Annotated in this window: 23 protein-coding genes; 11 read left to right on the top strand and 12 right to left on the bottom strand. The window is 43.6% G+C overall.

Annotated features, from left to right (window positions below):
* Window positions 1–514 (top strand): vitamin B12 dependent-methionine synthase activation domain-containing protein (locus PN499_RS10970; RefSeq protein WP_272031899.1); only part of this gene is annotated, 514 nt, incomplete at its 5' end.
* Between the two features lie 147 nt (window positions 515–661).
* Here the strand turns inward: PN499_RS10970 and PN499_RS10965 are convergent.
* The 4 genes from PN499_RS10965 to rplU all read right to left on the bottom strand — a co-directional run bounded on the left by PN499_RS10965 (window position 662) and on the right by rplU (window position 3,512).
* Window positions 662–1,174, bottom strand: a complete 513-nt coding sequence (locus tag PN499_RS10965; RefSeq protein ID WP_272031898.1) for a GNAT family N-acetyltransferase — start codon at window positions 1,172–1,174, stop codon at window positions 662–664.
* A 407-nt stretch (window positions 1,175–1,581) separates the two neighbouring features.
* Window positions 1,582–2,559, bottom strand: a complete 978-nt coding sequence (gene hemB / locus PN499_RS10960; RefSeq protein WP_272031896.1) for a porphobilinogen synthase — start codon at window positions 2,557–2,559, stop codon at window positions 1,582–1,584.
* Between the two features lie 260 nt (window positions 2,560–2,819).
* A complete protein-coding gene (rpmA, locus tag PN499_RS10955) occupies window positions 2,820–3,110 on the bottom strand; it encodes a 50S ribosomal protein L27 (protein ID WP_272031895.1) in 291 nt (96 codons plus the stop codon).
* Window positions 3,111–3,137: 27 nt separating this feature from the next.
* Complete coding sequence (gene rplU / locus PN499_RS10950) at window positions 3,138–3,512, bottom strand: 50S ribosomal protein L21 (protein WP_272031894.1); 375 nt, start codon at window positions 3,510–3,512, stop codon at window positions 3,138–3,140.
* A gap of 335 nt (window positions 3,513–3,847) precedes the next feature.
* Here rplU and PN499_RS10945 point away from each other — a divergent pair, with 335 nt between their 5' ends.
* The 5 genes from PN499_RS10945 (at window position 3,848) to PN499_RS10925 (ending at window position 5,688) form a co-directional block, all read left to right on the top strand.
* On the top strand, window positions 3,848–4,072 hold the full coding sequence (locus PN499_RS10945; RefSeq protein ID WP_272031893.1) for a DUF433 domain-containing protein: 225 nt from the start codon (window positions 3,848–3,850) through the stop codon (window positions 4,070–4,072).
* Between the two features lie 3 nt (window positions 4,073–4,075).
* Window positions 4,076–4,435, top strand: coding sequence for a DUF5615 family PIN-like protein (locus PN499_RS10940; RefSeq protein ID WP_272031892.1), 360 nt, complete (start codon window positions 4,076–4,078; stop codon window positions 4,433–4,435).
* A gap of 207 nt (window positions 4,436–4,642) precedes the next feature.
* Complete coding sequence (locus PN499_RS10935) at window positions 4,643–4,876, top strand: hypothetical protein (RefSeq protein ID WP_272031891.1); 234 nt, start codon at window positions 4,643–4,645, stop codon at window positions 4,874–4,876.
* 111 nt (window positions 4,877–4,987) lie between these two features.
* On the top strand, window positions 4,988–5,323 hold the full coding sequence (locus tag PN499_RS10930; RefSeq protein WP_272031890.1) for a hypothetical protein: 336 nt from the start codon (window positions 4,988–4,990) through the stop codon (window positions 5,321–5,323).
* Window positions 5,323–5,688 carry a type II toxin-antitoxin system VapC family toxin gene (locus PN499_RS10925; protein WP_272031889.1) on the top strand — a complete coding sequence of 122 codons (366 nt, stop codon included), beginning with the start codon at window positions 5,323–5,325 and terminating at the stop codon, window positions 5,686–5,688. Before PN499_RS10930 ends, PN499_RS10925 begins: the two co-directional genes overlap by 1 nt.
* A 222-nt stretch (window positions 5,689–5,910) precedes the next feature.
* Here the strand turns inward: PN499_RS10925 and PN499_RS10920 are convergent, their stop codons facing one another.
* The 4 genes from PN499_RS10920 to PN499_RS10905 all read right to left on the bottom strand — a co-directional run bounded on the left by PN499_RS10920 (window position 5,911) and on the right by PN499_RS10905 (window position 8,377).
* Entirely contained in the window at window positions 5,911–6,906 is a 996-nt protein-coding gene (locus PN499_RS10920) for a WD40 repeat domain-containing protein (RefSeq protein WP_272031888.1), read from the bottom strand.
* A 121-nt stretch (window positions 6,907–7,027) separates the two neighbouring features.
* A complete protein-coding gene (locus tag PN499_RS10915; RefSeq protein WP_272031887.1) occupies window positions 7,028–7,405 on the bottom strand; it encodes a hypothetical protein in 378 nt (125 codons plus the stop codon).
* Between the two features lie 93 nt (window positions 7,406–7,498).
* A complete protein-coding gene (locus tag PN499_RS10910) occupies window positions 7,499–7,741 on the bottom strand; it encodes a hypothetical protein (RefSeq protein ID WP_272031886.1) in 243 nt (80 codons plus the stop codon).
* Window positions 7,742–8,116: 375 nt separating this feature from the next.
* Window positions 8,117–8,377 (bottom strand): hypothetical protein, encoded by a 261-nt coding sequence (locus PN499_RS10905; protein ID WP_272031885.1) that lies wholly within the window; start codon window positions 8,375–8,377, stop codon window positions 8,117–8,119.
* A gap of 378 nt (window positions 8,378–8,755) precedes the next feature.
* On the opposite strand from PN499_RS10905, the gene PN499_RS10900 reads away from it, so the two are divergent.
* Together PN499_RS10900 and PN499_RS10895 are read left to right on the top strand one after the other, a co-directional pair.
* On the top strand, window positions 8,756–10,123 hold the full coding sequence (locus PN499_RS10900) for an AAA family ATPase (protein WP_272031884.1): 1,368 nt from the start codon (window positions 8,756–8,758) through the stop codon (window positions 10,121–10,123).
* Window positions 10,124–10,275: 152 nt separating this feature from the next.
* Window positions 10,276–12,957, top strand: a complete 2,682-nt coding sequence (locus PN499_RS10895; RefSeq protein ID WP_272031883.1) for an FHA domain-containing protein — start codon at window positions 10,276–10,278, stop codon at window positions 12,955–12,957.
* A 40-nt stretch (window positions 12,958–12,997) separates the two neighbouring features.
* On the opposite strand, the gene PN499_RS10890 is transcribed toward PN499_RS10895, so the two are convergent.
* Both PN499_RS10890 and PN499_RS10885 read right to left on the bottom strand, forming a co-directional pair.
* Window positions 12,998–18,088 (bottom strand): WD40 domain-containing protein, encoded by a 5,091-nt coding sequence (locus PN499_RS10890; protein ID WP_272031882.1) that lies wholly within the window; start codon window positions 18,086–18,088, stop codon window positions 12,998–13,000.
* Window positions 18,089–18,345: 257 nt separating this feature from the next.
* Window positions 18,346–18,729: a hypothetical protein gene (locus PN499_RS10885; protein ID WP_272031881.1), complete on the bottom strand. Its 384-nt coding sequence runs from the start codon at window positions 18,727–18,729 to the stop codon at window positions 18,346–18,348.
* A gap of 660 nt (window positions 18,730–19,389) precedes the next feature.
* On the opposite strand from PN499_RS10885, the gene PN499_RS10880 reads away from it, so the two are divergent.
* Window positions 19,390–19,689 carry a hypothetical protein gene (locus PN499_RS10880; protein WP_272031880.1) on the top strand — a complete coding sequence of 100 codons (300 nt, stop codon included), beginning with the start codon at window positions 19,390–19,392 and terminating at the stop codon, window positions 19,687–19,689.
* A 10-nt stretch (window positions 19,690–19,699) separates the two neighbouring features.
* Here the strand turns inward: PN499_RS10880 and PN499_RS10875 are convergent, their stop codons facing one another.
* Both PN499_RS10875 and pgeF read right to left on the bottom strand, forming a co-directional pair.
* Window positions 19,700–20,392, bottom strand: coding sequence for a response regulator transcription factor (locus PN499_RS10875; RefSeq protein ID WP_272031879.1), 693 nt, complete (start codon window positions 20,390–20,392; stop codon window positions 19,700–19,702).
* A 253-nt stretch (window positions 20,393–20,645) separates the two neighbouring features.
* On the bottom strand, window positions 20,646–21,527 hold the full coding sequence (pgeF, locus tag PN499_RS10870) for a peptidoglycan editing factor PgeF (RefSeq protein ID WP_272031878.1): 882 nt from the start codon (window positions 21,525–21,527) through the stop codon (window positions 20,646–20,648).
* Window positions 21,528–21,622: 95 nt separating this feature from the next.
* On the opposite strand from pgeF, the gene PN499_RS10865 reads away from it, so the two are divergent.
* Window positions 21,623–22,504: a hypothetical protein gene (locus tag PN499_RS10865; protein WP_272031877.1), complete on the top strand. Its 882-nt coding sequence runs from the start codon at window positions 21,623–21,625 to the stop codon at window positions 22,502–22,504.
* A 59-nt stretch (window positions 22,505–22,563) separates the two neighbouring features.
* Window positions 22,564–22,908: a BON domain-containing protein gene (locus PN499_RS10860; RefSeq protein WP_272031876.1), complete on the top strand. Its 345-nt coding sequence runs from the start codon at window positions 22,564–22,566 to the stop codon at window positions 22,906–22,908.
* The last annotated feature ends 259 nt before the right edge of the window (window positions 22,909–23,167 follow it).

Here is a 23,167-nt window from a genome sequence, read left to right as displayed (position 1 = left end):
GGCCCGCGAAGGGGGTGTTATTACAACCTTTACTTTCCCTCGCCAAAAGTCGGGACGACGATTGTGTATTGCTGACTTTTTTGCACCCAAAGAATCGGGAAAAATGGATGTATTTCCGATGCAGGCGGTGACGGTTGGGAACAGTGCTACGGAGTTCGCACAAAAGCTATTTGCTGATAATCAATATACTGATTATCTGTATTTTCATGGGTTAGCGGTACAGACGGCAGAAGCAATAGCTGAATGGACTCATGCGCGAATTCGCCGCGAGTTAGGTTTTGGGAGTGAGGAACCAGATAATATTAGGGATATGTTAGCCCAAAGATATCGCGGTTCGCGGTATAGTTTTGGTTATCCTGCTTGTCCTGAGATGTCGGATCAGTATAAACAATTGGAGTTGTTAGGAAGCGATCGCATAAACCTTTACATGGACGAAAGCGAACAGCTTTATCCCGAACAATCGACAACTGCCATCATCACCTATCACCCAGCAGCAAAGTATTTTACTGCTTAAATAGATGAGGACTTAGGCATTATTTACGCGCTATCTTGGCGGTGACTTAACCGCTAGGATGGCGGCGCTACGGATAGCTATAGATGATAAAAAAGAGGTACAATCGCACCTCTTTTTATACTCTATTAAAAATCTTAAAAGCTAGGCTCATACAGTCAGCTTAACAGGAGGAAACGTCACTTCTACGTTCGCATCTATGGGTTGATTTTCGAGTACCATATTCGCATCTATGGGTTGATTTTCCAGCACCATTGTGGTACTTGCATTGCACTGGAAACCGATGCGCTCGTAGAAACTCTGTTTGTAGGTTGTCATCAGGTAAACTCGCTCGACTCGACACATCCGAGGATGGCTTAAAACTGTCTGTACTAACTTGCGGCCAAGTCCACCGCCTTGATAGTCAGGATTAATGACTACATCCCAAATTGTGGCGCGGTAGATACCGTCTGATGTGGCGCGAGCGAACCCGATCATGCGATCGCCATCCCAAACACTAACTACTGGTTCGCTGAACCGGATCGCGGTTTCTAAATCCTCTAGCGATCGCTCCCTTGCCCAAAAAGCTGCTCCTTTAAACAACCCTTTTAATTGATGTAGGTCTACCTGCTCAGAACCGATACAAAATTGGATGTTGCGGTAATCTCTCGTGGTTGAGTTCATTCTCAATTTGCCTTCAAGTTGGGTTTAAACTATCTGAAATTGGTGTATTTGTCTGCTGACGGCTTTAAACGATTCGCGCTTTAGCAGCCCATTTTTTGTTAATAATGCCGACAACAAATCTGAGAGTAAACGTAGTAGATGACGGGTTTTTATCTGGAAAAGTGCCTGATAGTATAGTCTCTGGCTAAACCCGCCTCTACAAAACATCTACTGTTTTTTATATCCACCTACTTATTACTTTTCATATCTTATCCATCTATTCGGTAATTATCAATACATTTTGACAAAAATCTCAGTTTTTTTGTTATGGATTTATGACATTTTCGACTATCTAAATCTCTTAAAAACAGCAGCAGGGTGAGGATTACCCACCCTACAAAACTTACAGTTCAAAACCGCTTGCGGGCTTAAAGCCAACGGGCTGCATCTTTGGCATGATAGGTTAAAATCAAGTCAGCACCAGCGCGTTTAAACCCTGTGAGGGTTTCCATTACGACTTTTTGTTCATCAATCCAACCATTGAGGGCGGCGGCTTTTACCATCGCATATTCGCCAGAAACGTTGTAGGCTGCAACTGGTAAATTAGTGGCTTCCTTGACTCGCCAGATGATGTCCATGTAAGCCAAAGCTGGCTTAACCATTAGCATATCAGCGCCTTCAGCGATGTCAAGGGCAATTTCCTTGAGGGCTTCGCGACCATTTCCTGAGTCCATTTGGTAAGTACGGCGATCGCCAAATTGCGGAGTTGAATCAGCAGCATCCCGGAATGGGCCATAATAAGCTGAGGCATATTTAGCTGCATAAGAGAGAATCGGGATATCCTCAAATCCAGCGCCGTCTAGACCTTCCCGAATTGCCTGCACAAAACCGTCCATCATCCCCGAAGGTGCGATAATATCAGCACCAGCTTGAGCTTGAGCGATCGCAGTTTTCTTTAGTAACTCCAGTGTGGGATCGTTCAAAACCCGACCAGTTAAATCTCCGACTTGCAGATAGCCGCAGTGACCGTGACTGGTATATTCGCACAAACAAGTATCGACAATAACCACGAGGTCGGGTACGGCTTTTTTAACTGCTGCGGTAGCTTTTTGTACAATTCCGCAGTCATGCCACGCGCCCGTAGCTTCTGTATCCTTATCTTCAGGAATGCCAAATAAGATAATTGCGGGAATACCGAGGTCGTAAACTTCTTTGGCTTCTTCTACAATTTTGTCTACCGATAGCTGGTAGACTCCCGGCATAGATTTAACTTCTGTGGCAACAGCTTCCCCTGGCACGGCAAACAGAGGATATATTAAATCGTTAGTAGTCAAGACTGTTTCGCGTACCATCCTACGCAGTTGGGGATTTTGGCGAAGGCGGCGAGGGCGATGTGTTGGAAACATGATTTTTTTAAGTGTTGAGTCAGTTAGACTTTTGGGCTGATAATGGTTGCCCTATTGCTAAGTCTAGAACTTATGGTTTCCACCAAAGCACAACGCTTAAGTAAATTTCTGAGGACTTCTATCAAAAGTAGCTGTAACGCCGCCCTCTGGGCGGTAAATGAACCGCCCAGAGGGCGGCGTTACGTGAAACGTGCGTAAGTCCTAAATAATCGAGAAAGCCGATTCCGTTAAGAAATCGGCTTTCTCAATTTAGCCTTTGACTATGCCGAAACCGCTACGGGTTCGGCTTCAACTACGGGCTTGCCATAAACACTGACTTTCTTGCGAGTTTTACCCTTTCTCTCAAAAGTCACTACGCCATCAACAAGGGCGAACAAAGTATCATCTTTGCCGATACCGACATTGTTACCGGGGTGGAACTTTGTGCCGCGTTGACGGACTAGAATGTTGCCAGCTTTAACAACTTGGCCGCCAAAACGCTTAACACCTAAGCGCTGAGAATTAGAGTCGCGACCGTTGCGTGTACTACCTGTACCTTTCTTATGGGCCATAATGTCCTCAACTTTAATTGTTATTTTCTATTTTGAAGGAGTTTCGACGATTGGGGCCGTCTCTTCTCTTTTCGCGATCGCATCTCCTTTAAGACTGATAGAATCAATCATCAAGCGAGTAATTTCTTGGCGGTGGCCCTTTTTCTTGCGAGTTTTCTTTTTGGGCCGCATCTTATAGACGATGACCTTGCGACCCCGGAAGTGCCGCATCACAGTGCCTTCTACTGTCGCACCTTCAACCAATGGCTGGCCGATGTGAACGTCATCTCCATGCTGAACTAGAAATACTTTGTCAATAGTGACTGTAGCTTCGGCTTCGACGTGAAGCAGTTCGATGTCGTAGAAGCGGCCGGGCTCTACTCGCAGTTGTTTGCCGCCTGTTTCAATAATTGCGTAAGTCATTCTGGTTGTAATTTGGGTTGCCGTACAGGTAGCTGACAAGTATTTTGCCGAAGCCTACAGGTTGAAATCAATCTGTTTTGCGGTGCTTTGTCAGCTTTGGGAATGTCTCAACCTGATCCGAGCAGGGTTTGGACAGACAATCTACCATTATTGCTTATAGATGGGGTTTTGTCAAGTACCTGGACTGGTTTGGGATTGGTAGGCAGATAGAATACGATGAGTTGATAGGTGAATAATGAATATATGGCGATCGCCCAGAAGCGTGAAAAAAGACAAGTTGCGATCGCCTAGCTGATGACTTAAAATAGAAAGGACATAATAGCTCTGTAGTGAAAATGAACAGAATCTCCGTCAATCCTCAAATTCACTTCGGTAAGCCTTGCATAGTCGGTACGCGCATTACTGTACAGAGCGTTCTCGAATTACTAAATGAAGGACTTTCTTTTGCAGAAATTATCCGAGACTACTATCCCGATTTGCAAGTAGAGGATATTAGAGCCTGCCTACAGTATGCGATCGCACTGGTGGCGGCTGAAGATGTGCATTTGGCATTAGCTTAAATTATGAAATTTCTGATAGATCAAGATGTGTACGCTGTTACCACAAAGTTTTTGATTGATGCAGGACATGATGTAATTATTGTCGCTCAAATGGGTTTAGCCCAAGCAAGTGATGAAGAAATACTGAGAGTAGCACAAGCAGAAAATCGCATCCTTGTTACGCGAGACAGAGATTACGGAAATCTTGTTTTTGTAAGGGCGATCGGAACAGGGGTAATTTACCTTCGAGTCTTACCTAAAAAGGTGAATGAAGTTCACAATCAACTAGCAATAGTTATAGAAAATTACTCTGAAGTCGAACTAAAAGGGGCATTTGTGGTTGTAGAACCTGATGGACATCGGTTTAGAAAACCGCTTACATAGAGAGTTAATTAATTTGGTGTTGTTTGGTGTATGGCAGAACTTTAGTGACAAGAAATATAAACGATTTTCGATGGATTGCTGAACTTAGATTGATTAACCCATTTGAGGCTTAAGAAAGAGGGGCGATCGCGAGCGCAGTAGCAAAGTTTTAGACCATTTGGCATAATTCAAGAGGCATCTTTAATTATTTTTAAAGGAGAAAGATATATGAGTACAGAGCGGTGGGATGATGATAGACTAGATCGATTAGCTAACATGGTAGAGAGTAATGCTCGTGTGATTCAAGCGTTAGCGAATGTGGCAGCAGAGGCAAGGGAAGAACGGGAACAGCTATTTCAAAGGATGGATCGCCAGCAAGAAGAAATTGTGGGTTTGAGAATTGAGACAAGACGGATGCTTGATATTCTATTAAATCAGCGCGATTTGGGGGATAATCAATAGCGATCAACTCAATCAGAAATTAGGGGCGATCGCGAGAGCAAAATTTCAGAAATCATAACCAGAAATTGCCATATAATAGTAACAAGAGTCAAAAATCTCAACATAAAGCCTATGTCTACTTATAGCGATGTACTGAGTCAGGCTCAAAATCTCACTCTTGAAGAGCAACAGCAACTTTTAGAAGTATTGTCAGTATTGGTTCGCGATCGGGTAACAACCCAAACTCAGGGTAAACAATCGGAAATTGATGCAGCACTAATTGAAATGGCACAAGATCCAGAGTATCAATCTCAAGTGCTACAGATGGAGGCTGAGTTTCGCCGCCAAAGAACAGTTGAAATATTGGAAAAAATTGCAGCAAGTAATGTCTATGCTGATATTAACGATCCGGTGGAATGGCAGCGAGAATTGCGTCAAGATCGTTCGCTTCCAGGTAGGGATGAATAATGCTACTTGATAGTAATGTTATTATCTACGCTTCTCAACCAGAACACGCGCAAGTTAGGCAGTTTATTGGCGAACATGACATAGTTGTGTCGGCAGTAAGTTACGTTGAAGTGCTGGGTTATCATCGGCTAACTGAAGATTATAGAGTGTACTTTGAGGAATTTTTTGGTGTTGTGGAAGTTTTACCGATTTCTAACGCTGTACTCGATCGAGCAGTGGCGTTGCGACAGATGAGGAGAATGACGCTTGGGGATGCTATTATTGGGGCAACAGCTTTAGTGTATGGCAGAGCTTTAGTGACAAGAAATATAAACGATTTTCGATGGATTGCTGAACTCACGTTGATTAACCCCTTTGAGGCTTAAGAAAGATGGGCGATCGCACGTTGGAGAAGAGAGGCGCGATCGGTTTTCCTCCCTGCTTCTTAGATAGTTCCTTTTAAAACTCTACTACTAACTTTTAATTCCTTGGTCACGCATCCACTCAGCTAAACGCTCTAACTGCTGTCTTAAAAAGCTCTTGATGACTGGTTGCCTCTTCACATAGTTAGCGATGCTAGGGCTGATAAAGCACCCTACCCGGCTGCGTCAATTCCGCCGCCAAATTTTGATTGTCTTGTCCCCACTGCCACTGGCAAGGGTTTGTCCATCCGGGCTAAACGCAACAGTCGAAACCGTACTAGAATGACCCATAAGGTTTTGAATTTCCTGTCCTGTCCTCACTGACAAAAGTTTGATTGTATTAGTGGGTTCAAGAGTACCAAGAGCAAGGATTTCTCCATCGGGACATAAGGCAATAGACCAAATACTTGCTCGCACTGAAAAGGGGATAGTTTGTAGCAGAGATCCTGTCCGCACTGACCACCACTTTATACACAAGTTGATCGAATCCGAACGGTTACTAGGGCTACTGTTGACACTAATAAGAGTTTCTCTATCAGGGCTAAAGGCGAGGGATTTTTGACTGCCCAAACCACCGGAATAGTCGGCAGCAGTGATATTTTGTAGTATTTGACCTGTCTGTACAGACCAGATTTTGATTGACTTGTCCGTACTTCCACTTGCAAGAGTTTGTCCATCAGGGCTAAATACAATATATTTAACTTCATCAGAGTGTCCTGTGAGGGTTTTTCTTAACTGTAGTTTCGTTGCTGACCACAAAATAAACCCTTCTACCTGCACCGACCACAACTTGATTATTCCGTCTTTACCAACGCTGGCAAGGGTTTGTCCATCTGGACTAAATACATAAGATGTAACACCTTTAGAATGTCCAGAAGCTTCCTCTCTTTTTTGCCCCTTCTGCACCGACCATAGCTTAATTTGCCCAGTTTCCTTGCCATTAGTGATAATGGTTTGTCCGTCAGGACTGAGAGCGATGTCTCCTATTGAGTTAGTGTCGTCCTCGTCCGTGAAGATTTTTTTGCACTCTCCTGTCCGTATTGACCACAGAGATATTGATTTTGGATTACGTCTTCTATAGACACTGGCGATGCTTTGTCCATCTGAACTAAAGACAAGATGATATACCAGGTCTTTGTGCTTAAGTGTTTGTATACACTTCCAGGTTTGGGGTTGAGGCATTGTAATTTAGGGGATAATTGTACAAACTTAGAGTATTTAATAGCGTATTTTAATAACGATGAAAGTAGGAAATTTAATTAAGCGACCGCCGCCTAAACCCTCTCCCATCCTGATTAATAAATTACCTAAATAATAGACTTTTTACCATATAAATCAAAAACCCAACAGTCATGCTCCATATTATGTCAAATATAGTATATAAAGGGTAAATATACCAAACCCAAGCATAATGCTCGATTTCTCCAAATTTCCAATTGTATCTAGTCGATGCTTCAAATAACATTCCAAAACTACCCCATACTGGCCCTATAATAGTACCTGATACAGGGGCAGCTAAAAGATACATTATTATTTCATTCCAACTCAGCTTGGAACTTTGACCGGAGCTGGTTCCGTCTATGAAAATAAAAACAGTTGCTAATAGTGAGAATACTGCACCTACTACCATCCAAACAACTAAATACCTTTGTTGAAATCGAGTTGTTGTATTCGTACTCATTTTTACCACCTAATAGTTCCTACTAGATTCGAGAGAGCGATCGCCTAACCTTTAACCTTTCTTGTAAATGTTGGCGATCGCTACTGATGTTAATCAATCTTTATCTTTTGATTCTTCAGAAAGTCCAAGGGTAACAACTCCTAAAGCAATTCGCCCCAGTTCACTAGCGACACCCGCACCAATAGCGCCAAATTCGTTAGCAACACCTTTGGCAATATATTTGACAAGGTTTTCATCTGCACTAGAACTTGAATCGCTGTTATTCTCTCGCTGTTGGTTTGCCCATTCTTGTAGCTTGTAAGGATCGCTAGCATCTGGCATACGATTTTGACTCATATAAAAAAAGCTCCTTTTCGATTTCAAAAATTGTTAGTCATCAGTCAGACTTGACCTAGATTTGGGTGATAAACTGCGATCGCTCCCTGCACCTTCTCCCATCCTTTCCACTACCGCATAGTAGGTTCAAGAGAGCGCAACTTTTATCAATCAATCCTTCCATATATGTGTCATTAGCGACTCATCTAGTCCAGCCTTTGCCTTGACATTTTTGGCACACTGCCTCTCTAACGGCACCTTTTGGCTTTATTATTCCTGTTCCGCCACATGACGTACAGGGTTTTCCATCTTTGGCTTCAAAAGCATTGGGATCTCTTATGTCTGGTGGTTTTTCATTAGCCATGATTTAATTCCTGCTTTATATTTTTTTTATGTCTACTTACTCAGTGCTAGGGTAATAGCAGTTCTCACTACTTCTCCCATTCCAAAATATCCATTAAAATTACTGTGAAAGGTAGACCAAATTGGATTGCCACTAGCATCTATGTCTACACGAATATGTGGATCGTCTGGATTTTTAGAATCTGGTGTTGTTCCAACTGGTCTAGCCATAATGTAATCATTTCTGACCTGTTTTTTCTCCCAATCAACACCATCAACAGTCCCAAAATATGACCAGCCTCTTGGTGTTCCCATTTTCTATCCTGCCTAAATACTATGGTTTACACTGTCACTCAATCAAAGTTTTATGGGGGTGCATCAGTATCTATGTAAGTTTCTTTTTTGCACTCATAACATACGTAAGTTACACGCTCCGTATATTTAGTGATCACTCTTGAACTGACAAATCCCATTTTGGTACTTCCGCAGTGATCGCACACAGGGCCACCAACTTCATTTCTTTTTCCCATATCAGGCGTTTCCTTTACTCACCTAAAGCTCAGTGTAGTACAATGATGAATCAGGTAATGTCTGGACTTTCCGCAGACAAATAGCTCGGAAATGTAGGTAAAAATGTCGGAAATGTAGGAAAGATCGGATACAATAGGGAAAATTCCACCCTGTCTCTGACCTATGGACATCGCAGAAGTCTTAAAACTCGCGGACGAACTAATCTTCGCCAAGACAGGAGAGAACATAGACTATCTGCAAGAAGCAATACTCCGAGGTACTTTACAAGATCAGACCTACGCGAAAATTGCTGAAGCAACTCACTCCAGTGAGGGTCATGTTAGAGATGTCGGGTCGGGCTTGTGGAAAATACTTTCAGAGGGATTGGGAGAAGATATTACTAAAAGAAATTTTCGCGTAATATTAGACAGTGGCAAAATTTACAATTTTTCATCTGGTCAGGGTCATGTAGCAATTAATAACGTCAACATCTGTCCGCAAACTTCGCAATCTCCACAAGTCACCCAAAACCCCCAACAAACCCCAAATCAACCCCAAATCGACTTAGGCGACACACCCGAAATCTTCAACTTCTACGATCGCACTCCCCAACTCTCCACCCTCGAAACCTGGATATTACAAGATAAATCTCGCCTGATCGCACTTCTGGGAATCAGCGGAATAGGCAAAACCACCCTCGCACTCCGACTCATAGAACAAATCAAAACTAACTTTGATTACGTAATTTATCGCAGTCTTCGCTTTTCCCCCACCCTCAATACAACACTCACCAATCTGCTGCAAATCTTCTCCGACAAAACCGACATCCCCCACAACATCGAAACCCAAATTTCCCAACTCCTCGACAACCTCCGAAAGTATCGCTGTCTGATTATCCTCGACGACGTACAGATGCTTTTTAGCACCGGACAACTAGCGGGACAATATAAAACTGGATATGAAGATTATCAGCAATTTTTTAAACTAATCGCCGAAGTTTGTCACCCCAGTTGCTTAATCTTAATTAGTTGGGAAAAATCGAGAGAAATTGCTAAATTAGAAAGAGTAAATAACTACGTACAATCCTTAGTCTTGGGTAGCTTAGGAACCGCCGCCAAAGAAATTCTCAAACAGCAGAAATTATCAGATGATGATGATTGGGAAACTTTGATTAATACTTATCAAGGCAATCCTCTCTGGTTAGAGTTAACCACCACCATCATACACGACTTATTTAGTGGTAGCGTCTCCGAGTTTTTGCAATGCGACACTGCGATCTTAAGCGAATCTCTGCAAGCACAATTAGACCAACAATTCCAGCGTCTAACGCAGGCGGAAATGGCAATAATGATTCAGTTGGCTGAGGAAAAGGAACCCGTTGCTTTACCGCAAATTATCAAGACAGTACAGTTATCGACCTCAGACTTATTAAATGCCATGCAATCATTGGGAATGCGGTTATTCCTGGATGCAGAAGAACAGGGTAAAACCACATTTTTTAGTCTCAATCCAGTTATGAAACAATATGTTAAAAATCGGATCATTAAATAGGTAATCTTCAGATGATGACATAATTAACGAATATACGATCAAATTGAAGTGTAACTTAACTTGATGGTAAACAGAAATAGCTTTGCCAAAACATTTGACATAAACCGCCCAAAATGTGAGATAAATATCTTGGCACTGCTAGAAAAAGTCCTATGCCCGCATCTCCCGCCTATATTGAAATCCGCAAAGGCAGCGATCCAATATCGAAATTCTCATTTAACAGCGATGTAATTACCATAGGCCGCGCTACTGACAATCATCTGATCCTCAACGAGCCCTTGATTTCGCGCCATCACGCCCAAATAGTCTGGCAAGGCGATCGCTACCTCCTCACCGACCTCAACAGCACTGACGGCCTCCGCCTCAACAACGTCCAACTCAAACCCAGTAAACCTCACCCTCTCGCAGACGGCGACACTATCCGCATTGGCGGCATTGAATTGCGCTTCAAAATGGCTGCCCACATTGCCCCAATACCTGTAGCTGCTAACCAAGTAACAGCAGCTACAGTTGCCGCGAAAACGGGAGAACAAACAGTCTTTACCGCCCACTTAGACTTGCAGGGGAGAAATGCCTTCACCATCGGGCGCGATGCCCAAAACGATATCCCCATCAACCATCCAACGGTATCGCGCTTTCACGCCCGCATCGAACGGCGCAACGGTTCAGTTGTAGTTAAAGATTTGACTTCCACCAACGGCACTTACGTCAATGGTAAGGAAATTTTGGGCGATCGCATCCTCAAAGTAAACGATAACATCCGCATCGGCCCCTACCGCTTTGTTTTAAATATCGACGAAACTCTTGTCGGTTATAGCGAAGAAGGCAACCTGCGCCTCGATGCCGTCAACTTAACAAAAATCGTCGGCAAAGGCATCAAAATCTTAGATGAAATCTCCCTGACAATTCACGCCCGCGAATTCATCGTCATCGCGGGAGTTAGCGGCGGCGGCAAATCTACTCTTCTTGATGCCCTCAACGGCTTTCGGCCCGCTACCAGCGGCGAAGTTTTAATTAATGGCGTTAACCTCTACAAAAATTTCAACGCCTACCGCAACGACCTCGGTTATGTCCCCCAAAAAGACATTATTCACACCGAATTAACAGTATATCAAGCCCTTGATTACGCTGCAAAATTGCGGATGCCTGCTGATACAACTAAAGCCGAACGAAAAAAAAGAATCGGCGAAGTCATTAAAGATTTAAACTTAATTGGTCGTGAAGACGTACAAGTTAAAGCCCTTAGCGGCGGCCAACTTAAACGAGTTTCAATGGGCGTAGAACTCCTCACAAAACCCAGCTTATTTTTCCTAGATGAAGCCACATCAGGACTCGACCCCGGCACAGAAAGCGAGATCATGCAATTATTGCGAAAGCTGGCCGATTCTGGTCGCACAATTTTGCTGATCACTCATGCGACTGAGAACGTTATTCTGTGCGACTTAGTAGTATTTATGGCCAAGGGTGGCAAAGTCGCTTACTTCGGGCCGCCAAACGAAGCGCCTCAATACTTTGGGGTGCAGAAATTCAATGAAATTTACCGCAAAGTCGAACACGAAAACTCGCCGGAATATTGGCAGGAACGCTATCTCAGTTCACCACAATATCAAAAATACGTGCGCGATCGCCAGCGGACATTACCCACCCCATCACCCGCCCCACCCCAGCAACGCCCCGCTAAGCAACAGCCACCAAATAGAGGTAGGCGAGTAGCGGCGGTAAGGGAATTTGGGATTTTGTCGCAGCGCAATATTGCTATCCTGCTTCAGGATAAAGCAGGTTTATTTTTGATGCTGGCGATCGCGCCGATTTTAGGCTTACTAGATTTTGTCACCTGGAAACGGGGCATATTTGACGTAGAAAAAGGGGACGCAGGCCAGGCAATTACGATGCTATTTGTCACCGCTTTAATCGCTGTCATGGTCGGCAGTTTAGGCACAATGCGGGAAATTGTCAAAGAAATAGATATCTATCTACGCGAACGGATGATCGGTCTGCAAATTATTCCCTATATTTTATCAAAAGTTTGGGTAGGCATACTTTTAGCTTTGTATCAATCGGGGATTTTCTTACTATTTAAAAAACTAGCCGTAGATATTCCCGGTGGCAATGAAGTGTTAGGCGCAATGTATTTGACCCTAGTTCTTGCTACCATTGCCGGTATGATGATGGGGCTTTTAGTTTCGGCTATTTCACCTAATCAGAATATCGCACCTTTGTTAACAATTATCTTTTTAGTTCCCCAAATTACCTTTGGCGGCGGAATGTTATCTATAGATGCCTTGGGAGCACCAGGTCGCATTGTTAACCAGGTGACAATTACAAAATGGTCTTTTGAATCCTTAGTAACGCTAACAAGTTTAGGGCGGAATGTGGCTGAGGATTCCTGCTGGGAATTGCCAGAAAGTGAGCGCAATAAGTTAACCCAAGAGCAAAAAAAGCAGCAGTGTCAGTGTTTGGGAGAAAACCTTTACAAGCAGTGCCAATTTCCCGGAATTAAGAGCAAATATGACGCTGTTATAGATAGGATTGAACCAGCAAAGCCCGAAGATCCAGGTAAAGCGCCGAGTGACCCCCGCGAGTTAGATAGCTACGAACAAAAGGTTGATAAATATAAATCACAAATTGACACTTGGCAAAAAGATTACAGCGAATGGAAGGGGAAATATGAGGGAACTATCAAGGGTGGAGAAGCATTGATTGAGAATTTTTACAATAAATATGGTAAAATGTTCAAAGTGAATGTAACTCTATATTGGGGCATTTTAGTCTTACAAATGCTGATTATGTTTGCTCTGATTTTCTTTGTGCAGAAACGTAAGGATATTATTTGAAATTTGTTAACTGTTAACTGTTAAAGCTAACTTAACGATCTCAGGGTTGCGATCCTGTATTCTTTGTTTGACAAAGATTGCGATCGCTGTTACTAACCATCGGATTGTACATCAAATAATCTTGCATCCAATCGCAGCCGCGAGCGACAATGCTGCCTAGATTCAAATTATCTACTGGTAACAAAGTTACTGTTTTATCTCGACCTCCAAAAGCCAATATTTTACTATTTGGACTGAAACCCAAACTAATCACTCTAGCAGTGTGCTGGATAGTTTTAAGCAATGTGGCATTCGTTCCCACAAATTTCCACAAAGTAATAGTATTATCAGCATTCGCTAAGGCAATTAGTTTTCCATCGGGGCTGAAGCTGGCACCAATAACGCGATCGCTACTATTAAGAGTTTGTCGCAATCTCCCGTCAAGATTCCAAAGTTTTAGAGTTTTATCGTTGCTGGCAGAGGCAATAATATCGCCTTGGGGACTGAAGCTGACGCTGTTAACACTGTCGCCGTGTTTTAGAGTTTGTAGCAAACTCGTATCCTTGCCGTTAAACCGCCAAAGTTTTACCGTTTTATCTTCACTTGCTGAAGCAATAATTTTGCCATTGGGACTAAAACTGACGCTATTAACACTCTCTTGATGATTGAGGGTTTTAAGTAGTTTACCATCACGGTTCCAAAGTTTAACAGTCTTATCATCGCTAGCAGTTGCTACTACACTCCCTTCAGGGTTAAAACTAACGCTAAAAACTTCTCCGTCATGGCCTTTTAGAGTTTTGAGTTCCTTGCCTTCCAGGTTCCAGAGTTTGACAGTTTTATTTTCGCCTGCGGTTGCTAAGATATCTCCTTTAGGCGAGAAACTAACGGCACCAACGGAACCTTGATTGCTAAAGACAGTTTTTACTAAACTCCCATCAGTACGCCAGATTTTTACAGTTTTGTCGGCACTTCCAGAAGCAATAATCTTGCCATCGGGACTGAAACTAATGCTATAAATCCAATCGCTATGTCCGGCGAGAATTTTGCTTAAAGGAGTGCTATCAGGCTGCCAGATTTTTATAGTTTTATCGTAACTACCAGAGGCGATTGTGCCGTCGCGGCTGAAACTTACCGATCGCACGTCGTCTTGATGTCCTCTGAGAGTGTTCAGTAATTCGCCAGTGTAGGCGTTCCAAATTTTGATTGTATCGTCTGCACTGCCAGAAGCGATCGTTTCGCCGTCGTTACTGAAACTGACACTCACAACGTGATCGTTATGTCCTTTGAGAGTTTTAAGTTCTTTACCGTCTAGGTTCCAGAGTTTGATCGTGTTGTCTGCCGAAGCCGTAGCAATTGTTTTGCGATCGGGGCTGAAACTGAGGCTGTAGACCCAACTGGTATGTCCTTTGAGGGTTTTGATCTCTTTACCGTCTAGGTTCCAGAGTTTCACTGTACCGTCTTTACTAGCGGAGGCGATCGTTTTCCCGTCGGGACTGAAACTCACCCCCAACACCCAATCTTTATGACCTATTAAGGTTCTTAGCAGAATACCGCCTTTAGTCCAGAGTTTTACTGTTCTGTCGTAACTAGCGGTGGCAATAGTTTGACCGTCGGGACTAAAACTGACGCTAGTTACAGGTTCATCGTGACCCCTGAAAGTTGCGATCGCCGATCCATCTTCAACCCGCCACAATTTCGCAATTTTATCAGCAGATGTAGTCGCAATCGTTTTGCCATCGGGGCTAAAACTTACTGCAAATAAACTATCGTTGTGCTGAAGTGGCATACCAATAGCTTTCCCATCCTTGTTCCAAATCCTCACAGTATGATCCGCACTTGCGGAGGCGATTGTGTTACCATCAGGACTGAAACTTACCCCAGAGATCCCTTTACCATGCCCCTCAAAACTATTGCGTTCTTGTAAGCCAGAGACAACTTGCCTAAGCCTTTCTGCCAATTGATTTTTAGTTTCGATTGACATTTCAGTTTTTTCAGATTCTTTGCCTAATTTGACACTAGCTAGTAATACCCCCAACGGATCGTTTTTACTTGAGAGTAAGAGAACTTCCGACCCCGAAATTAACCCATCAATACGAGCAATTTCAGCTTGTTGTTTTGCTTTTTTTGCTTGTTCAGCTTGGATAGATGCAGACAAGGTAAACGCGCCCAGAACAATTGCACCTGCAACTACAGTAATAAATCCTATCCAAAATTGTTGTTTTCTCTGATTCCTCTGAAGTTTTTCTTCTGCTTCTCGCTGTTTGTCTTTTGCTTCTGCTAATTCTTTCTCTCTGCGGAATTTCTCGATTTGATCTCGGTTTAATTTATTTTGCTTTTGCAACTCCGCAAATTCAGTCTGCCTATCCAATTCCTCCTGCTGACGGATGAAAGCAACTAAATAGTCATGAATTAGCTGGTAAAGCTCTACTGGTACTTCAGTCCACCGAAATGCTAGCCCCGATTTTACTAACAGTTCTAAAACTAAATCTAATTTATCTGTTTCTTCAAATGTTGCTAAATCTGTAGCTAATTCGGCGCGAGTTTTTAGAGGGCGGGTATCATTTTCATCCGTTAGCAAGTACAAAACTCGCCGCACTGCTCGTTCATTTTCCGGCCCACAGTCTTTGACCACTTCTTCTAAAAATTGCTCGACTAATTTTTGTTTGGGATTAGCACCTAATTGTTGATATTGAGCTAATGTTGTAATCTCCTCTTCTTGTAGTTGTGCGCCGACAACTTGCAGCTCAATTGGTCGCACTTCCCCCGAATCTTGAGCTAAGTGTTTTACTAACTCATCAATCAGTGCTGGTTCTAAGTAAAACTGGGAGCGTTCAGTTAATTTTTTAATCACAGCGCGAGCATCTGCTGGGGAAAAATTCCCTAAATAGAAGAGGATATCTTTACTAAGAATGTCCCCCATAATATCATTATCAAACGCATTTATCAGATTTCTTGGGCGACTGAACTCCAGCAAATAATGTAAATAATCTTCCCGCACTGACAATATGACTTTTACAAACGGAATATTCAAACATAACCTTAAAAATTCAAAAAACTCCTGTCTTTTTGCGGCTTCTTTCCACAGAAAGAAAAACTCTTCAAATTGATCGAAAATTAATACTGTAAGCAAATTCTTTTGCTCTGCATTCTTACGCAGTAATTCAATAATTTTTGCATTTTCTGCTGCTGCTTCCTCTACCGACCGAACAGCACCACCATTTATTACTACAGATTCGAGGTGAGAATTAGAGTTGGATTCCTCTGTTTTATACTCTGCATCTATAGTAGATCTCGTATCGTTACTAGGGGTCAATTCCAGCGCAAATTCTTCAATTGGCTGCCCAGTGATTTCGCTTTTGCCAATCGATAACTGCTTCCTTAATTCCCGCCGCCAGTCATTGTAAACTTGCAGCACCGATGGTAAAACACTACGAGAATCAATTGCTTTTTGTTTAAGAGCAGGGACTAATCCTGCTCTCACAATCGAACTTTTTCCCACTCCCGATTGACCGTAAATAACTGTCAATTTGTGTTGCGTGCTGCTCATTCGCTCTATCAAGCGATTGAGATCCCTTTCCCGACCGGAAGCGGTAATTTCATCAGCAATGGTCGCAGCAGGTGCAGTCGTTTCCATTGCAGGATTAATAGCTTCTTGATGGGGCTGTAATCTCCCAGCACCAATAAATGCGCGGAACCGATATGTATGTTCAATTGCGCGATATTCTTGCTTAATTTTGAAAGCTTCGAGATAGTATCCCTCTTGAAAATATAATTCTCTCCGCATTTCTAAAAGCCGGAGATATAATTGCGGATCGTAAACAGGCAAGCTTTCCCGGCAAGCAATTTCTAAGTGGTGTATAGCCAGAGCTTTCTCACCTAATTCATTCTCAGCCATTGCTAAAATTAACAGGTACAAACTTTTGTACTGAGATTTTACCCGCGTCTCGTGTTCCGTTTCTTTCGCAACTGTTGCCGGCAAAATTTCTAGAGCAATTGCCGCCCATTCTTTGGCATTTTCCCATTCTTTCCGCTCTAGGGCAACAGCAGCGAGAAAGCCGTAATCTTGAGCTAAATTCACTTGTGCTGGTTCCCCAATATCTTGATGCAATTTCCTAGATTTAACAGCCAAATCCCAGAGGCTATCCCAATCTTCTAAATGCTGTAATACCTCACCAAGTTGATTAATAAACTCAGCAACTAAGTCTTGCCGCCCAGCACGATCGAAAATATTAATACACCGCTGGAGGTGATTTTTGGCTTCTGTCCAATAAGAGACGTTGCCAGTTCGTTGCTGTTCCGCGTGGCGGTGATAGCATAACCCGATATGAAACAGTAAAACACCTTCTAATAAAGAGGGATGCGGAAGGTGGAAAGATGAAACCAGTAATTCCCCTTCACCGTTCATTGTTAGTACTTCATTCTGCCAAAAATTCAAGCTTTGCTGATATAGTTCCAGGGCGGCATCAATGCAGTTGCTAGCATATTCCTGTCGCCCCAGAATAAAGTGTAAACTGGCTTCGAGAGCAGGGTGTAAACTAATGCCATAACTTTGTAAATCTTGGCGAGCTGACTCCAATTCTAAAGCAGAACTCGCACCTAAAATCGCGTTATTGGTTAATCGCCAAGCGCCCTCGTCTAAGACGGCAGAAAATAAACGGCTGGCGCTTTTACCTAAGAAATCAATCAACTCGTCAGGACTGAGACTAAATTCAATTGTGGTCGTCCAACTTTCGATATCTGTGACTAAACGAATCAGCTTTTTTGATATTTTGTCCGTTACCCATAAAGCTATAGGGAAAGGGAAATTATTGCGAAACTCTTCTCTCACATAATTAGTTGAAGTCAGCACTTGGTCAATATCGCTTACTGTTTCTAGACCAAATACCATTAAAGCCCCTGGGTGTTCGCCGCCCAGTTCTGCTTCGATAGTAGTATAAAGTGTCTTGACAGAGACGGGGAGGACGAGTTCTCGCAGGGTGACGGGATATTGTTGACGCAGTTGTTCTACTATTTGCTCTCTTAGTGAGGCGTAGTTGCAGCGCACTAAAATCAGGGAAAATTGCCCCTGAGACATGGCTAGGGTTCTGGAGAGAGTTTGTAGTGACTGTTTATTCTCTAGGGCTGTGTCTGTTTCTGCGTGCGGGTTAATCATTCCTTGAATTCCTTCCCCTTTTGCCTATTCCTAGCATTCTAATACTAATGCGTGAAAAATCATGCGATCGCAACTTTTTAGACTGGGCGATTAAAACCACGTCTACACAAACAAAACCCGCGTAGGCGGGTTCAATTTTATGACCTCTTAGACTGGGCGGTGAAAACCGCGCCTATAACAATGAAACCCTGATGGTGCGCTGGTTTCAATTCTACAGTTACCATCTGCGGTCATTTTATTCGCCCAAAGTATAATACTTACGAACATAGTCCTGATACGCGACACTCTCTTGTCTTTTCATTCCTAGCTGCTACTAACAGCAAATCTGACTGCAAGCGTCTATCTTTGCCCCTGCCTAGTACCTCTGCAAGTTCGACTTTCATTTTTAGATTACGATTTGATAAGGAAGATTGATGTTCAAGATTTGCGGTGGTTAAATTGTTGCTTTCTGCAATTTTTATGCTGGTAATAGTAGCCCAGCTTTGACTGGTGCTTACTGTTAGTAACAGTGGTAATACTGTACTAAAAAATATTATTTTTGCGATCGCATGAGACATTTTTTTCTCCTTGTTGAATCTGAGTAATGGGGTTCGGCTCTGGGATTTATGTCCGGCGCTAATTTCATTAGTTGTTCTATTCATTGATGGTGATTGAATTTTGTAGAAGATGTACCCTAATCTGTGACACTACCTTTACAGGTTGCTTAGCGCTAGTTTACAGCGGACTGTTCCCCTCTTTCTTACTACAGAGCTACCAAGGCTTAACCGTAAGATGATGGGACTATTTCAGTTCCCAAGGGTAATTTTTCATTTTTTGACCCAGTAGTTGCCTACTATTTAAGAGGGAACAGTTTTCACGCTGGCACAGTGCTAGCAGTAGGTAATGTATTGCTATAAGTAGAAAAAGATGGACTGTAGGAAAATACTATTGCTCTAAGCTTTATGGGAATTGGAACAATAGTTTTAATTATGGGCGTGATATACCATGACTGTGTTTTTCTGTCAATACATTTATTATATCAGATGGAAAAAAGCTTGTAAGTGAAGAGTTAGAAGTAAAATGCAATAAAAGTAAGGTTTTGAGCAATTAACTAAGCAATCCCAAGGCCTTGCTACACCCTTACAATGGGTAAGTCCTATATTTCTCGTAGAAAGTCACGATTTTTCAAAGAAATAGGGTTTTTGCATAAGTCCTAAAGTTCTTAATGTTAGGACTTACGCAGGTCGTCCCAGAAACCTGCTTTGTGAGAGCATCTGTGGGTAAGGGCGAAGTATTTTCGTCAAAAAACCCGGTTTCTTTCGTTGGGTGCCAAAGTCCTGAATGTGTTGGTACTTATCACTAACGTCAACCGCCGTCTCGACTTTAAGGATAATGTCGAGACGGCGGTGTTACCGCCCAGAGGGCGGCGTTACGTAAGTAATACTTTAAGTGCTATAGATTTGAAAGTACGATCGCCTGTTACTAACCGCCAAGACCATGAGGACATTCTAAATCGTCGCACCCTTCGGCAAGCGCGATCGCGCCGAAGCCCTTACTTTTATTCTCTTTCCCCTCTTCCCTTCTTCCCCTTCTTCACTTCTTCCCTAGCCCCTAGCCCCTAGCCCCTATCCCCTATTTAGTTAAGCCATGTTCGAGAGCGTAACGGACTAACTCGGTGCGGCTATTGGTACCAGTTTTAGTGAATAGGCGGCTAACGTACTTTTCTACATTGCGAACGCTGGTTTCTAGGCGACGGGCTATTTCCTTATTCATTAAGCCTTGGGCGACTAAATCTAAAACGCTTTGTTCTCGCGGAGTTAAATCTATTTTAATTGGTGATGGGGATTGCGCGATCGCGGAGCGTCCTGTCAATAATGACTCAATTCTCGCCATCTGATTCGCCAAGGCTGTAATATCGGGAGTTTCCGCGTTTTCGCCAGACTCCTTCGTAGCCGCCCGCCTTACTAACAAATTGGTGACGATTGCCACGAGCTCATCCGGGTCAAAGGGTTTGGAAATATAAGCGTCGCAACCAGCCTGATAGCCTTGGATGCGGTCTGTAGTCATCCCTTTGGCGGTCAAAAACACGACTGGCATTGCCTTAAATCGAGGGTCTTCGCGCATTTGCGAAAGAAATTGATAGCCGTCAACTTGGGGCATCATGATGTCAGAAATTACCAAATCAGGGGGATTTTTTTGCAGCAGTTCCCATCCCTCGCGACCATTGCTGGCAACATCAACATTAAAGTTGCTATCTTCCAAGTAAGCTTGTACTGCTTCCCGCAATCCAGGCTCGTCATCTACTAATAAAAGTCGTGCTGACATTTGTGCTACCATTTCGCTCTGTGGCTTTTTCCCTAGTTGATGTGTGACCTGACATCTTGCATAAGTTGCAATAATTCCTATTTTACCTCAGTTGCCATTACCGCTGATATTTTCGTCAGTTATCCTAGTCCCTAGCTATAACTAATATCCGTAACGCCGCCCTCTGGGCGGTATTCTAACCGCAAGCAAGGGCGGCGTTACGTAAGTTCTCAACAAATAAAAAATTGTTCTGTTCGTCTATGGACGGGAGTTTTCATCTCTGGCGAGTGCTGACAATTCCAGACCACTGCACTTTTTTCAGCCCATCGCGCCGGTAGGAATAAAAGTGAGTTGGGTTAGAGTAGGTACATTCAGGTGCGATCGCCACTTGCTCAAAACTAATCCCCAATTGCTCCAATTGTAAAGCATTAAACCGTCGCACATCTAAGCGTACCTTTCCGGGCTGGGAATCGGGTAACACAGGTGCATCTGGCATTTGTTGCAAAAATTTCAGTAAATCTGGGGAATTATCAGCAAGTTCTGGGGCAATGGTGGCACCAACTTGGATTGCCACATCTAATGATACTTGGTAAACATTACCTGCGATCGCAGGCCCTAAAGCTACGCGCAAATTTGCCAGTTGACTGCCACTGGTCGCAAAATGTGCGATCGCTTCCGGTACGATCTTACTAGCAGTCCCCCGCCAACCGGCATGAACGGCGGCGACTTGTCCAGTTTCGACATCAGCAATCAACACCGGTACGCAGTCAGCCGAACAAACCCACACCGATTCTAACTCTTTCTCTGTAAGGATTCCATCTGCTTCAGCTAAGATTTCAGCGGAGTTTCGACCCGCAGATGTGGCATCATCGTCAGGATTTGAAAATGGCCGGATTTCACTGGTTTTGAATACGCCATTGCCGTGTACTTGTTTGACGCGGTAAACTCGCGCCTGGGGATGGAGAACTTCTACCAAGTCTGAGGGTGTTTTCGGGGAGAAATTTTGAGTAAAGAAGCCGTGCGGCCAAGAGTCGAGTAAGCTGCAAGTTAGGTAGGGTAATCCTTCCCAACTGCGCCATTGCCAAGTTGCGCTATCGGGTTGGCTAGATTGGTCAGAGATGGGTGTCTTGGGAATGCGATCGCCAGTTACAGTCATTAAAATATAATAATGATTAGAATTGCTTTTAATTGTAGGATATATCTGATATATTTATCCCTCTAATTAAAGCGTTAAGGTGAAATACAGGCAAATTGAAAAAGTTACTTATTAGACTTCTCCTCCTCACCCCATTATTACTAATACCGCAGCTAGCCATTGCCCAAATGTGGCGACCAGTCCGAGGCGACAGCCTTTTCAATATCAGTGGTATAGCTTTGGTTAGTCAACAAAAGGAGAACTCTTCCTTCCTGATAGTGCATGACAACAAAGACAAAAATCAAGGCCGCCTCGCAATCCTTACGATCGCAGGTAAAGCACAACCCCAATATTCCCCCATCAACTGGCCCGCTAATACAGAACTACCAAGTGATTTAGAAGGGCTAACTGCCGTTCCAGGGACATCTTCTTTTATGGCCTTAGCGAGTGCAGGTAAAGTTTATCATATTCAACTTGGTGGGGATAACAAAACCGTTTCAGTTCTGAAAGTCTTTGATTTGCCAAATATTCCCAAAGGCAGCAACTTTGAATCCTTTGGTTTGCAAAATATCGAGGGTAAATTATTAGCTGTTTGGGCTCATCGGGGCCAAGGGGCAGAACCGGCAGTTATTTACTGGGGAACCCTTAATCTTGCTACTTATCAAATTACTCAACAAGGTTCTGCAAAGTTGACAGTACCTTTCCCGACGGGAAATGTTCGCCATATTTCTGACCTTAAGATAGATGCGGCTGGTATCGCCTTCGTGTCAGCAGCAACTGATAATGGCGATGACGGGCCTTTTGATTCTGCTGTTTATGTTGCTGGCAGTTTTAGCGATCGCGATCGCATTTTCCAATTCCGACAGTCTCTTACTCCTCTATATCACTTGCCTTACCACAAAATAGAGGGGATTGAACTCGTACCGGGGGCTTCAGGCGGCGTGGTGCTAGGTACTGATGATGAAAATATGGGAGGATCTATCTTTATAGGTTGGTAAGTGCTGAGCTATAGAGGTATCTTGTAGACAAGCATCCTTATAAGGAGATATCTACTACTATGGGCTGGTTTAAAAGATTATTTGGACTAGAAAAGCCTGAACCCCCCGCTGAACCTATGACGCAGGTGGTGCAGCAAGCAGCAGCGGCTCAATCTATCGCCCCAGCTAAGGTTGGCCCTGATGGAAATTTTGATGAGAGTGGCTTAGCGAAGCGGGTAGCCCTCGCTTTTGATAGCGATGCAGAAGTTGCTGATATTGAGACTGTCTATGTTGCTCAGCTCAGCAGCACTGTTGTCCTTAAAGGGAAAGTGCCAAGTCAGGAGATCCTAGATAAGCTGGTGGCGATCGCCTCCGCTGAGGAAGGAGCAACCGATGTACAAACCGATCAGGTGACAGTGGGCTAGCCATTAGCGATCGCGCCCCCTACCCCTAACTTACCTTCAAGCCCGCTCCAGCGGGCTTTGCCGTTTTGATCGGCGAAATTTCAGAGATATATAGGTAGGGGCTAGGGGAAGAAGGGGCTAGGGGCTAGGGACTAGGGGCTAGGGAAGAAGGGAAAGAAGGGAAAGAAGCGGAACAAGGGAAATGGCTAATGGCTAATGGCTAATGGCTAATGGCTAATGGCTAATTACCCATCTCCCCTGCTCCCCTGCTCCCCCTCTC

The organism is Kamptonema animale CS-326 (assembly GCF_028330895.1).
GTDB lineage: Bacteria > Cyanobacteriota > Cyanobacteriia > Cyanobacteriales > Microcoleaceae > Kamptonema > Kamptonema formosum.
Note: the sequence above shows the minus strand (reverse complement) of the source record. Positions and strands in the feature narration are given on the sequence as shown.